The 12,738-nt window shown below is 72.5% G+C and carries 11 protein-coding genes; 6 read left to right on the top strand and 5 right to left on the bottom strand.

Features of this window, described 5'->3' with window-relative positions; all coding sequences use genetic code 11:
• Window positions 1-121 precede the first annotated feature (121 nt).
• Window positions 122-760, top strand: a complete 639-nt coding sequence (locus O7616_RS02055; RefSeq protein WP_282264422.1) for a TetR/AcrR family transcriptional regulator — start codon at window positions 122-124, stop codon at window positions 758-760.
• Window positions 761-824: 64 nt separating this feature from the next.
• Complete coding sequence (locus O7616_RS02060; protein WP_030329796.1) at window positions 825-1,052, top strand: DUF3107 domain-containing protein; 228 nt, start codon at window positions 825-827, stop codon at window positions 1,050-1,052.
• Window positions 1,053-1,155: 103 nt separating this feature from the next.
• Here O7616_RS02060 and O7616_RS02065 read toward each other — a convergent pair whose 3' ends face one another.
• On the bottom strand, window positions 1,156-1,806 hold the full coding sequence (locus tag O7616_RS02065; protein WP_282305377.1) for a ferritin-like fold-containing protein: 651 nt from the start codon (window positions 1,804-1,806) through the stop codon (window positions 1,156-1,158).
• A gap of 284 nt (window positions 1,807-2,090) precedes the next feature.
• Here O7616_RS02065 and O7616_RS02070 point away from each other — a divergent pair, with 284 nt between their 5' ends.
• Both O7616_RS02070 and O7616_RS02075 read left to right on the top strand, forming a co-directional pair.
• Window positions 2,091-3,767, top strand: coding sequence for a DEAD/DEAH box helicase (locus O7616_RS02070; protein ID WP_282264418.1), 1,677 nt, complete (start codon window positions 2,091-2,093; stop codon window positions 3,765-3,767).
• Between the two features lie 86 nt (window positions 3,768-3,853).
• Window positions 3,854-4,999, top strand: a complete 1,146-nt coding sequence (locus O7616_RS02075) for an SAM-dependent methyltransferase (RefSeq protein WP_282264416.1) — start codon at window positions 3,854-3,856, stop codon at window positions 4,997-4,999.
• Between the two features lie 188 nt (window positions 5,000-5,187).
• Here O7616_RS02075 and O7616_RS02080 read toward each other — a convergent pair whose 3' ends face one another.
• Window positions 5,188-5,607: a hypothetical protein gene (locus O7616_RS02080; RefSeq protein WP_282305378.1), complete on the bottom strand. Its 420-nt coding sequence runs from the start codon at window positions 5,605-5,607 to the stop codon at window positions 5,188-5,190.
• 247 nt (window positions 5,608-5,854) lie between these two features.
• On the opposite strand from O7616_RS02080, the gene O7616_RS02085 reads away from it, so the two are divergent.
• Window positions 5,855-6,271 (top strand): helix-turn-helix domain-containing protein, encoded by a 417-nt coding sequence (locus tag O7616_RS02085; protein ID WP_088987517.1) that lies wholly within the window; start codon window positions 5,855-5,857, stop codon window positions 6,269-6,271.
• A gap of 274 nt (window positions 6,272-6,545) precedes the next feature.
• Here the strand turns inward: O7616_RS02085 and O7616_RS02090 are convergent, their stop codons facing one another.
• The 3 genes from O7616_RS02090 to O7616_RS02100 form a co-directional block, all read right to left on the bottom strand.
• Window positions 6,546-7,472 (bottom strand): hypothetical protein, encoded by a 927-nt coding sequence (locus O7616_RS02090; protein WP_282307503.1) that lies wholly within the window; start codon window positions 7,470-7,472, stop codon window positions 6,546-6,548.
• Between the two features lie 340 nt (window positions 7,473-7,812).
• Window positions 7,813-9,933, bottom strand: a complete 2,121-nt coding sequence (locus tag O7616_RS02095) for a RecQ family ATP-dependent DNA helicase (RefSeq protein WP_282305379.1) — start codon at window positions 9,931-9,933, stop codon at window positions 7,813-7,815.
• A 59-nt stretch (window positions 9,934-9,992) separates the two neighbouring features.
• Window positions 9,993-11,768, bottom strand: a complete 1,776-nt coding sequence (locus O7616_RS02100; RefSeq protein WP_282305380.1) for an AfsR/SARP family transcriptional regulator — start codon at window positions 11,766-11,768, stop codon at window positions 9,993-9,995.
• A 142-nt stretch (window positions 11,769-11,910) separates the two neighbouring features.
• Here O7616_RS02100 and O7616_RS02105 point away from each other — a divergent pair, with 142 nt between their 5' ends.
• A complete protein-coding gene (locus tag O7616_RS02105) occupies window positions 11,911-12,732 on the top strand; it encodes a hypothetical protein (RefSeq protein ID WP_282305381.1) in 822 nt (273 codons plus the stop codon).
• Window positions 12,733-12,738: the final 6 nt, after the last annotated feature.

Consider the following 12,738-nt stretch of genomic DNA (forward strand, 5'->3'; position numbering starts at 1 on the left):
GAGGCTACCGTGTGCCGAGAGTGGCGATAAGTTACAGCGGCGGGGCATTTCCGCGACTGTGGTCGGTGACCTCGCCGGTCCGGGGAAAATGCCGGCTCGTACGGAGAACTCGGAGGATCCCATGACCGCTGCGGGGAACGGTGCACAGACCGCTGGCCGGCCCACCCGCCTGCCCCGCTCCGCGCGTCGTAAGCAGCTTCTCGCTGCGGCGCAGGAGGTGTTCGTCGCGCAGGGCTACCACGCCGCCGCGATGGACGACATCGCCGAGCGGGCCGGGGTGTCGAAGCCGGTGCTTTACCAGCACTTTCCCGGGAAGATGGACCTCTACCTGGCATTGCTCGACACGCACTGTGACGCCATCGTCGCCAAGGTGCACGAAGCGATGCGTGGCACCAGCGACAACAAGGAACGGGTCAGCGCGTCGGTACGCGCGTACTTCGACTTCGTCGACCACGAGAGCGAGGCGTTCCGGCTCGTCTTCGAGTCGGACCTGCGCAACGACCCGGCGGTGCGGCAACGGGTGGAACGGGTCGAGCAGGGCTGCATCGCGGCGATCACCGACACGATCATCTCGGACACCGGGGTGAGCCGGGCGCACGCCGAACTGCTCGCCTCCGGGCTGGTCGGCGCGGCGGAGACGGCCGCCCAGTTCTGGCTGGCCGGTGGCCGGCAGGTGCCGAAGGCCGAGGCCGAGGCGTTGGTGGCCGCGTTGTCGTGGCGGGGGATCGCGAGCTTCCCGCTGCAAGGTGAGTCAGCCTGACCGCCGGGCCCGTGATCGGATAGCCTTCGCAGGGCGGTTCCATCGCCCCAGTTGAGGAGGCACAGTGGAGGTCAAGATCGGCGTGCAGTACGCGCCGCGCGAGCTGGTACTGGACAGCGCGCAGTCGCCGGCCGAGATCGAGCAGATCGTGACCGACGCCTTCGCCGGCAACGGCGGCACGCTCTCCCTGACCGACGAGAAGGGCCGGCGGGTCATCGTTCCGGTCGAGAAGGTCGCCTACGTCGAGATCGCCGAGGCGTCGCCCCGCGCGGTCGGTTTCACCGTCCGCTGACCGGTCCGGCCATCGCGGCAGGTCGGCGTCCGGCCCGCCTGCCGCAGGCCGGCTCCGGCCCCGACCGCGCCGCAGGGCACCCCGCCCCCGTTCGCCCGGTCGGTCAGTTGTTCAGCCCGGCGGCGGCCATCCGCGTGGTGTGCGCGGCGGTGAGCCGGCCGAACAGCCCAGGCACGTCGACCCGGTCATCCCGCGCGACCAGCGTGGTGAGTGCGGCCCGCTCGGCGGCGACGCGGCTCGCCTGGGACAGCGCCTCGCCGACCAGCCGCCGCGCCCACATCGAGAGCCGACCGGCCATCCTCGGGTCGTCGGCGACTGCCGCCCGGATCTCGGTCGCGGCGAATTCGGCGTAACGGGAGTCGTGTAGGACGTCGAGCACCAGTGCCCGGTCCGGCTCCTCCAACACGTCGGCGATCTCCCGGATGAAGTCGTCGGTGACGGCGTCACCGACGTACGCCTTGGTGACCACCTCCGCCCAGTCCCGAGGCTCGGTCGAATCGTGGTACGCCTGCAGCGGCTGGACGTAGGGGGCCATCGCGGCCTCCGGCGGCACACCCAGCGCGTCGAGGCGGTCGGCGAGACGCCGGTAGTTGACGATCTCGGCGGCGGCCATCTCGTTCAGCGCGGCTCGTCGGCGCAGGTCGGGGGCGAGCCGGGCATCACCGGCCATTCGTTCGAAGGCGAGCAGCTCTCCGAAGGCGACCAGGCCCAGCAGGTCGGCGACGGCGGGACCGGGGGTGGTCGGCGTGGACACGAGCGCAGGTTACCCCGTACCCGAGCACCCGAAGTTGTGTGACGTAGGTCACATTTACTTGCCCCGCGTGGCGAATGGCCGGATGGGAATCGGGACGGGGGCATGCCTGTTCAGGTAGCATGGAGCAGTTGCCGTGGGCGCCGATCTGATCGAAGCTCAGCCCGCGGCGCGCGTGCGGCCCGGTCCGGCTCGGCAGTCTGCCGCCGACCGTGTGGCCCGCGTCATACCGAACGCGCCCTGAGGACATGACGGGCGCACCCACGAGAGGGCACCCCCACATCCAGATGAGCGAGTTGACTCAAGATCTGATGGACGGCCAGGAACTGGCCCCCACCGCCCCGGTTCGACCGGAGGCCCCCACGTTCGCCGCACTCGGCGCCCGTGCCGAGACCGTCGAGGCCCTGGCCGCGGCCGGCATCACCCGCGCCTTCGCCATCCAGGAGTACGCGATCCCGATCGCGCTGCGCGGCGTCGACCTGATCGGCCAGGCGCCCACCGGCACCGGTAAGACCCTCGGCTTCGGCGTACCCCTGTTGGATCGGGTTTTCGCGCCGGGCGAGGGAGGCGACGGCGTCCCGCAGGCGCTGGTCGTCGTTCCCACCCGTGAGCTGGGCATCCAGGTCGCCAAGGACCTGGCCGCCGCCGGCCGGACGCGCGGCGTCCGGGTGCTGCCGATCTACGGCGGCGTGGCGTACGAGCCCCAGATCGACGCGCTGCGCAAGGGCGTGGAGATCCTGGTCGGCACCCCCGGCCGGTTGATGGACCTGCAGAAGCAGAAGCACCTCCGTCTGGACCGGGTGCACGCGCTCGTCCTGGACGAGGCCGACCGGATGCTCGACCTGGGCTTCCTCGACGACGTCGAGAAGATCCTCGCGATGCTTCCGGAAGACCGGCAGACGATGCTCTTCTCGGCCACCATGCCGGACCCGATCGTCACCCTGTCCCGGCGCTTCCTGCGCCAGCCGATGACGATCCACGCCGGGCACACCGCCGAGACCGGCCCGTCGCCGCAGACCCAGCAGCTCGTCTACCGCACCCACTCGATGAACAAGGTCGAGGTGGTGGCGCGCATCCTCCAGGCGGAGGGGCGAGGGCTGACCATGATCTTCACCCGTACCAAGCGGGCCGCCGACCGGGTTGCCGAGGACCTCGACTTCCGCGGGTTCGCGGTCGCCGCGGTGCACGGTGACCTCGGCCAGGGTGCTCGTGAGCGCGCCCTACGCGCCTTCCGCGCCGGCAAGATCGACATTCTGGTCGCCACCGACGTGGCGGCCCGAGGGTTGGACGTCACCGGCGTCACCCACGTGATCAACTACGACTGCCCCGAAGACCAGGACACCTACACCCACCGGATCGGTCGTACCGGCCGGGCCGGCGCGACGGGTGTCGCGGTGACCTTCGTCGACTGGGACGACATGCCGCGCTGGCGCATCATCGACAAGACCCTCGGTCTGGAGATGCCGGAGCCGCCGGAGACGTACCACACGTCGCCGCACCTCTACACCGACCTGCACATCTCCACCGAGGTCAGCGGCACGCTGCCCACGGCCGAGCGCACCCGGGCCGGGCTGGCCGCCGAGATCGAAGAGGACCTGGGTGGCACGACCCGCTCCCGTCGGGGTGACGGCGGCGGTCGGGGCTCCCGTCGCGGTGAGGGCCGTGGCGAGCGCCGTGGTCGAGGTGACAGCCGTCGCGGCCGCTCCGACGCCGACACCGCGACCACCGCCGAGGCACCCGCCGGCGACGCCGCCGACGAAGGCACCCGTACCCCCCGCCGCCGGCGTCGCCGCCGGGCCGGCGAGGTGGTCGCGGGCGAGGCGACCACGGTGATCGCCGCCGAGCCCGGTGCGACCGAGCCGGCCGCCGCATCCGACGGCGAGCCGTCGAAGCCCCGTCGCCGCCGGCGTCGCCGTGGTGGCGGTTCCGGTGCGGGTACGCCGGCCGAGGCGACCGCCGACTGACCGACTGCCACACCTGACATCCCCCGCACCGCCCCGCGCGGTACGGGGGATGTTCCCTTCCCACCCCGCCTGCCGAAGATGGAACGATGCCGGAACCACTGGACGCCGCCCTGACCGAGGTCCGGGCGCTGCTACTCGACCCCGCGCTGACCCGGGCGGTCGCCGCCGGACGACGCCGGGGCCACCGCCCCTCCGTGGTTCGGGCCGAACTGCGGCCGGTGACGCTCAAGGCCGGGCCCCGCATCCAGATCGCCACGTCGGACGGCGCTCGCCCGTACACCCGCAACGTCGCCCCCGGCGCGGAGGCCGCCGTGGCGGTCGACGAACTGTTGGCCGAGCCGTTCGGTAACTGGCACGTGGAGACTGCCGACGCGACGCTGCAACTGCGGGTGACCAAGTCCGGCGAGGCGCAGGTACACCGGGCCGCTACCACCCGCGTCGCGGCCACGCCCAGCGGAAACGACCGGGCCAAGGATTACCTGCTGGACCCGGGCGACCCGATCTTCGCCGAGATCGGCGGCTCGGCGGCCAAACGCCGCCAGGTGGACGCGTTCCTGCGGGCTTTGGCCGCGACCCTGCCCGACGACCTGACCGGCCCGCTGCGGGTCGTCGACCTGGGCTGCGGCAACGCCTACCTGACGTTCGCCGCGTACCGCTACCTGACCGGTCGAGGGTTGGACGTGCACCTGGTCGGCGTGGACGTCCGCGAGGACCAGCGGCAGCGCAACACCGAGCTGGCACAACGGTTGGGCTGGGCCGACCAGGTCAGCTTCGTGGCCGGCACCATCGCCGACGCCGTCGTCGACCCCGCACCCGACCTGGTGCTGGCACTGCACGCCTGCGACACCGCCACCGACGAGGCGCTGGCCCGCGCGGTGCGTTGGGACGCCCGCTGGGTGCTGGCCGCCCCGTGCTGCCACCACGACCTGGCGAAGCAGCTCCGCGCCCAGCCGACCCCGTCCCCGTACGAGCTGCTGACCCGGCAGGGCATCCTGCGTGAGCGCTTCGCCGACGTGCTCACCGACGCGCTGCGCGCCGGATTGCTGCGAGTCCACGGATACCGGGCCGAGGTGGTGGAGTTCGTGGACTCCCAGCACACGCCGCGCAACCTGCTGATCCGTGCCCGTCGTACCGGTGGTGGGCAGACCGAGGCGCAGCGGGCGGAGTACCGCGAGCTGGTCGACCAGTGGCAGGTCACACCTCGGCTGGAGACCCTGCTCTCCGGCGAGTAGGGGCTGTTACATAAGGGCGGTCGAGCCGAGTTCATAGGGGCGGGCGAACCGAGGCGGAGTCCGGGCGGCGATCCGGCAAGACGCGGTCGCGTTCGGAAACCGGTGTCGTATCCCGACGCGACCGCAACGCCACCGGGCGTCGTCCGGGCCCGCCGGCTCTTGTGAAACAGCCCCTGGGAACGCAGCCCCTAACGGCGGCGGTCGCTACGGTCGCGGGCGCCGCCGTCGAGGACGGACACCCGGTCGGTGCCGGACCGATGGTTGTCCCCCGGGGCGGTCGGGAACGGAACGACCTTGCCCGCGCTCTCGGCGTTGCCGGCCGCCGCGAAGGCGTTCCAGGAGATGTCCACCAGCAGCTTCTTGACCTCGGCGTGCCGGGTGGCCGCGTTGTGTTGCAACGCCATCCGGGCACCCAGCACGACACCGACAAGCGTCGTGGTGATCGCGCCGGTGGCGGCCAACACGTGCAGACCGGTCGCGGAACCGGTGCGGAGCACCAGGACCAGCAGCCAGATCCAGAACCCGGCAGCGAAGACGCCGGCCTTGGCGACGAAGAAGAGACTCACCGCACCGGGCTGGTACGGCTGGGGGCGGCTCGGGTCGGCCATGGTGCTCCTCGGCGGTGGTGCGGTCGGACGTCGGCAGGCGAAGGACGCCAGGCCGGGACGGGCACCGAGCTTAGTGGAACAACGATGATGATCGCTCGATGCAGGTTCCGGTCCGCATCATGCTGCCGGAGAAAAGTCTCATCCACGGGACAGTTTGTGCGGTCAGTCAATTGTTTCCGCCGCTGGGCGTACTACCCTCGGAAGGCGCATCGTCCCGTGCTCCGGCAGGAGGGAAAGTCACACAGGGATGGCATCAGCCGACGTATCACCGCAGATGGCCTTCGCCCGCTTCGTCCGGCGCGCCATCGATGACGCCCGCGACGAGCGTGGCTGGACCGTGACCGATCTTGCCTCGCACACGGGCGTCGGTCGCTCCACCGTGTTCCGCTGGCTCGCGGGTGACTGGCAGGACTATCCCGAACTCGCCAAGGTGCGCGGCTTCTGCGCCGCACTGGATCTTCCGGTCGCGGCAGCCTTCCGCGCGCTCGGGCTACCCGACGCCGGCCCCACGCCCCGACGACGCCACGACGACGGCCCGGTCGAGGCGGACGTCCGCGCCATCCTGGATCGGCTGGCCGACCCCACGGTCCCCGCCGAGGAGAAGCACCACATCCGGGACCTGCTCCGCTACCTCGCCCGCCGCCCCATCCGCCGCGCCGGCTAACCCCCGCGCCCCGCGCCCCGCGCCCCGCGCCCCGCGCCCCGCGCCCCGCGCCCCGCGCCCCGCGCCCCGCGCCCCGCGCCCCGCGCCCCGCGCCCAAGATCCTCACAACATCGGCGATGTTGCTGCCTCAGACACGCGGGACACAGCAACATCCCCGATGTTGCGCGGATCTCCCGGTGAAGAACACTCCGGTGCCGGCAGGCACGACGTCAGGGATGACCGACACGACTCCGACTCCCAACGGGGCCGGGGCTGGGGAGGCGCCCAGCGGGCTTTAGGGGACGGTTTGGGTGAACTCGGCCGTGTGGACGGTGGGGCCCACCTGGAAGTCGAGGTAGAGGCGGTAGCGACCCGGGCCGGGGACGGTCAGCCAGAACTTGACCTGGCCGTCGACCAGTTCCGGCTCCGGGTGCACGTGCAGGTAGCCGAGGTCCCCCTCGCGCAGTGCCACCAGGTGCCCGTACGCACCGAGGTAACGCTCCAGCCGGGCGGCACCGTCCGCGCCGTCGATTCGGAAGGTCAGGGGCACCGTCGTCCCGGCCTGCGGGGTGCCCTGGTAGCCGACCGCGAACCCCTCGACAGTCGTCGAGGTGGCCGGCTCCGGCAGCGGACGGGGTTGGTAGTCACCCGGCACGACCAGGTCCGTGCCGAGGGTCACCGCGGTCTGCGCGCCGTTGTCCGCGACGACTGTGAAGTCGGCGTACGCGCGCCAGACGCCGGGCTGCGCCAGGGTCAACGGCACCGACCAGGTGCCGTCGGCCGCCATGGTCGGGTGCAGGTGCTGGTAGCCGGTCAGGTCCCGGCGGACGACGATGAGGTGCATCGGTTTGTCGTGCACGACGGCGAAGCGGGTGACCGGTCGGCGTTGCACGTCGCGTACCTGGAAGCGGAGCTGTCCGGGGCGACCGGCCGCGAACTCGGTGGACGACGGCACCAGGGTGAGCCCGGCCGAGCTGACCGCCAGGCCACCCGGCTCGGTGGGCGCGCCCTGGTCGGTGCCCGTGGCGGCGCCGTGGTTGTGCGGGCCGACGCCGGGTGGGTCGGTGTGTTCGGCGGCCGGCGAAGGCGCGCCGGTGGTGGTGCCGCCCTCGTTCAGCCGGCCGAGGCCGAAACCGAGCAGGACCGCCAGCACCAGCCCGCCGACCACCAGTGCCAGCCGGAGTGTGGCCCGGTCTGGCGCGGCCGAGACCTCGTCAGGCAGCGGCGCGGCCGAGACCTCGTCAGGCACCGGCGCGGCGGAGACCTGGTCAGGCACCGCCGACGCCCAGCACGTGAACCGCCTGGTCGGCGGCGGTCCGGCCCGCGACGGCGCGGGTGTCGGGCTGCTGGTCGGTCATGCCGCCCACGGTACCGTCGCGCCGGGCCGACCCGGACCGACGCCCGGACGGCGTGGCGACCATCGCATTCGACGCCGCCCGGGAACTTCTCCACGACCGGCACCTGAGCGAGCCGCCGCGCGACCACCACACCACCGCGCGATCACCGAGCCGCTACGCGGGGACTTGTCCACCGACCGGCACCGAAGCGAGCCGCCGCGCGGGTCACCCGGCGACGGCCAGGGCGAGCGGGAGCACGTCCGGTGCACCGGCCCGGCGCAGTGCCCGCGCCACGAGCGTCATCGTCCAACCCGAGTCGATCAGGTCGTCGACGAGCAGCACCGGGCCGTCCAGGCCGGCCAGCGCGTCGGCCAGCTCGGTCGGCACGGTGAAGGTGTCGTGCAGCGCGCGTACCCGTTGGGCGCTGTTGCCGCGCGGCCCGCCTGGGCCGCCCGCACCGGCCGGTGTGACCTGCCCGAGGAGCGGCAGCCGGCCCACGGCGGAGATCCGCTCGGCGAGCGACCCGACCAGCCGGGGCCGCCGCCGGGAGCCGACCGCGACCACGGCCACCGGACGGCGGGGCCACGGGTCGTCGCCGTGCGCCCACGCCTTCAGCACCTCCACCACGGCCGCGGCCACGTCGTCGGGCACCGGCGTGTCGGCCGCCTCCGGGCCGACGAGATCCCGCAGTCGACCACCCCAACCCAGGTCGGAGAGACGCCCGACGGCCCGGCCCGGCAGGGCCTGCTCCGCGGGGGCGATCCGGCCCTTGAGCGGTACGCCCACCGCGTCGAGCCCGGTCGGCCAGAGCTTCTTCGGGGCGATCTCCACACCGGGTCGGCCCAGGAAGGTCTGCGCGGCGGCGAGAGCGGCCGTCGACACGTCGGCGGCGAAGAGGGGCTCGGCGCACCTGTCGCAGCGGCCGCAGTCGACCGCCCCGGTGTCGTCCAGGCGTTCCCGTAGATACCGCATCCGGCAGTCGGACGTGGTCGCGTACTCCCGCATGGCCTGTTGCTCGACGGTGCGCGCCTCGGCGACGCGGCGCAACCGGGCCTCGTCGTAGGTCCAGGGCTCGCCGGTGGCGAGCCAGCCACCGCGCACCCGACGGACCGCGCCGTCCACGTCGAGAACCTTGAGCATCAGTTCCAGGCGGGCCCGGCGCAGGTCGACGAGGGGTTCGAGGGCCTGGGTGGAGAGCGGGCGGTCGGTCTGCAGGGCGGCCAGCACGGCCCGGACCTGCTGCTCCGGTGGGAAGGCCAGGGAGGCGAAGTATCGCCAGATCGCGGCGTCCTCGACGCCGGGCAGCAGCAACACCTCGGCGTGCTCCACGGCGCGACCGGCGCGGCCGACCTGCTGGTAGTACGCGATGGGCGAGGGCGGTGCGCCGAGGTGCACGACGAAGCCCAGGTCGGGCTTGTCGAAGCCCATGCCGAGCGCGCTGGTGGCGACCAACGCCTTGATCTTGTTGTCGAGCAGGTCCTGCTCCGCGGCCCGCCGGTCGGCGTCGTCGGCCTGCCCGGTGTACGACGCCACCGGGTAGCCCCGGGAACGCAGGAACTCGGCCGTCTCCCCCGCTGCCGCCACGGTCAGCGTGTAGATGATGCCGGAGCCGGGCAGCTGGTCCAGATGGTCGGCGAGCCAGGCCAACCGGTGCGCCGGGCTGGGCAGGTCGAGCACCCCGAGGCGCAGCGACTCGCGGTCCAGGGTCCCGCGCAGGACGAGGGCGTCGCCCAACTGCTCGGCGACGTCCTGGGTGACCCGGGAGTTGGCGGTGGCGGTGGTGGCCAGCACCGGCGTGCGCTCGGGCAGCTCGGCGAGGAACGTGCGCAGCCGCCGGTAGTCCGGCCGGAAGTCGTGCCCCCAGTCGGAGACGCAGTGCGCCTCGTCGACCACCAGCAGCCCGGTGGTCGCGGCCAGCTTGGGCAGTACGCCGTCGCGGAAGTCCGGGTTGTTGAGCCGTTCCGGGCTGATCAGCAGCACGTCGACGGCCCCGGACTGGATCTCGGCGGTGATCTCGTCCCACTCGTCGAGGTTCGCCGAGTTGATCGTGCGGGCCCGGATGCCCGCCCGGGCGGCCGCCTCGACCTGGTTGCGCATCAACGCCAGCAACGGCGACACGATCACCGTGGGGCCGTGCTCCCCGCCGTCCCTCAGCAGCGCTGTCGCCACGAAGTAGACAGCCGACTTGCCCCAACCGGTGCGCTGCACGCAGAGCACCCGCCGCCGGTCGACGACGAGCGCCTCGATGGCCCGCCACTGGTCCTCGCGCAGCCGGGCATGGTCACCGGCGAGCCGGCGCAGCACCGCCTCGGCCCGCTCCCGTACCGCCGCTCGATCGTGGCTCATCCGGCATTTCTACCAGCAGTGGCGGACGGTCCGGCCCGTCGCGCCCTGTGCCGGTCGCCTCACTCGACCCGGCCGGGTGCGGCCGTGGGTGGGGCGGGCACGGCCGGCGGGGGAAGGAAGATGAGCAGCTCGCGCAGGGAATCAGTGAGCGCCGGTGGGAGGAGGCAGCGGGCAGCCAGGTCCTCCATCGAGCCGAACGGCCCACGAAGCCAACGGTCCATCACCACCTGCCGCGCCTGCCCGGCGGTGACCCCGGGCAGCTCGGCGATCGTCCGTTCCTGGACCGCGTTGACATCCACCAGGCCACCGTCGTCGAAGGTGCGGGGCAGGTCGGGTCGGCCGATGTGCAGCTCCTGCCGCGCCGCCGGGTAGTGGTACAGCAGGTAGCGGGCCTGCTCGCGGCGGACCCGACGGTCGTCGACCACCGGCTCGGCCGACCCCCCGATCCGGTTCGTGAGGGCCGACCAGATCGCACCGTTGAGCAGGATCGTGTGCAGGACGCCGAGCAACCAGCCGAGCAGCCAGGCCAGGATCAGGACACCCTCGGCGTCGGTCACCTCCTCCGAGTCGCCGCTACCGAGTACGCCGATGAAGGTGACCGACAGCGCCAGGTACCCCACGGCGAAGAGCCCGTTGCGCCAGCTCCGCCGCCAACTGGCGTAGACCAGCACCACCAACCAGGTGAGGAGACCGAAGGAGAACACGGCGGTGAGGGTGCCGACGATCGTCGAGGTGACACTCAGCCAGCGCGGCACCGAGTGCGCCGAGGTGTCCCGGGATGAGTGCCGGTCCCTGGGCGCCCAGGGCGGAGACGGGACAGGCTGCGGGACGGGCATCGGGCCGGTCAGGCCAGGCGGCGCGGGCGGGCTGGCCGGCGCGGCCGGGTTCGTCGGCGCGGGCGGGCTGGTCGGCGCGGGCGGGTTCGTCGGCGCGGGCGGGCTGGCCGGCGCGGCCGGGTTCGTCGGCGCGGGCGGGCTGGTCGGCGCCGGTGGGCTGATCGGTGCGGGTGGGCTGGGGGTCGGTAGGGGGCGGGGCGACTCCGGCTCACCCGGCGGCTCCGCCACCACGAGGGTCGGGTCGGAGCGGAGGATGCGCCGGTGCAGTTCCTGGAGCGGCTCGCCCGGTCCGATGCCGTGCTCCTCCCGGAGCAGGTCACCGAACTCCCGGTAGGCCGCGAGCGCCTCCGCCTGCCGCCCACTGCGATAGAGCGCCAGCATGAGCTGGTGCCGCAGTCGTTCCCGGACCGGGAACTCGGCCACCAACTCCACCAACTCCCCGACCATCTCCCGGTGCCGGCCGAGATCCAGCATCAGGTCGGCCCGGGTCTCCAACCCGACGGCCCGCAGCTCGACCAACCGTTGCCGGGCCGCCTCCAGGGGAGGCCCGGTGAAGCCGCTGAACGGCTCGCCCTGCCAGAGCGCCAGGGCGGTGGCCAGCTCGGTCAGTGCCTCGGTGGCACGGCCCTCGGCCCGCCGCTGCCGGGCGCGGTGGATGCCCCGTTGGAAACGGACCGCGTCGAGCGCGTCCGGATCCACGCGGAGCAGATAACCGGCATCGGTCAGGCCCAACACCTGCCCGGGGGTACGCGGCGAACGGTCCGGCTCCAGCACCCGGCGTAGCCCGGCGACGTACTTCTGCACGACGTTGGGGCCGTTCGCGGGCGGATCCTCCGGCCAGACCGCCTCGATGATCTGCCCGGTGGACACCGGACGGCCCGCGGAAAGCAGCAGCACGGTCAGCACCGCGCGCTGTTTGCCCGGACCGAGGTCGATCTCCCGGTCGGAATACCAGGCCCGCTGAGGCCCGAGGATCTCGAAACGCAGCTGTCCTGACATGCGAGTTTCCGCTCCTGACACCCCCGTGTGCACCGGACGGCAGTGCCCGGCAGCCGGACGGCAGCATATCGGCAGCCGGACGGCCGTGATGGTCCGCAACATCGTCATCGGCAGAAGCCACGCAGCGAGAAAGAGACATGCGATGACACAGGCAACGGGCACCGCCGGCACCTTCGGACGGACGGTCGGCACGATCGCCGCCGTACTGGCCGCGACCACCCTCCTCGGCGGTTGCGGGCCGAAGGACGAGCCCGCCGCGGCACCGCGGAGCGGCCCGAGCGCCAGCCCGACGGTCGATCCGAAGCGGGCGCTCCTCGACGCCGTCCCGGACGGCACCGAGGGGACGTTCCAGTTCAGTGGGAAGGACTCCACCAACACGCACACCGGTCGGGTCGACCCCGCGTCGAAGGCTGTCGAACTCAGCATCACCGGCGCGCCGGGCTCCGACGGCATCACCACGAAGATGTCGTTCCTACTCATCGGCGAGGAGGCGTGGCTGAAGGCGAAGTTCAGCGGCAAGCCGGGCCTGCCGAAGTTCCCGGACAAGTGGATGAAGCTGGACCGCACGAAGCTGACCGGCAGCGACACCATCCCGGCCTACGACAGCGCCGACCAGGGCAACGCCGGTCCGCTCATCGAGGCGGCCACCTCGGTCCAGGAGCAGAGCCCCGGCCAGTACGTCGGTGTCGTCGACGTGAGCGCTGGCAACGCGGCCGAGGTGCTGGACGACGGCGAGGCGGCGGCACTCGGCGAAGCCGGTAAGACGGTGCCGTTCACCGCGGTCGTCGACGAGGAGAAGCGCCTGACCTCGCTGACGTTGAAGATCCCCGCCGCCGGCAAGGCGAAGGCGTACGACTACGTCGTCAACTACACCGACTACGGCACCGCACCGAAGATCACCGTCCCCACCGGCAGCGCCGCCACCAAGGCCCCGGCCATGGCGTACGAGATGCTCAACGGCTGACCCATA

Source organism: Micromonospora sp. WMMD964 (genome assembly GCF_029581455.1).
Taxonomy (GTDB): Bacteria; Actinomycetota; Actinomycetes; order Mycobacteriales; family Micromonosporaceae; genus Micromonospora.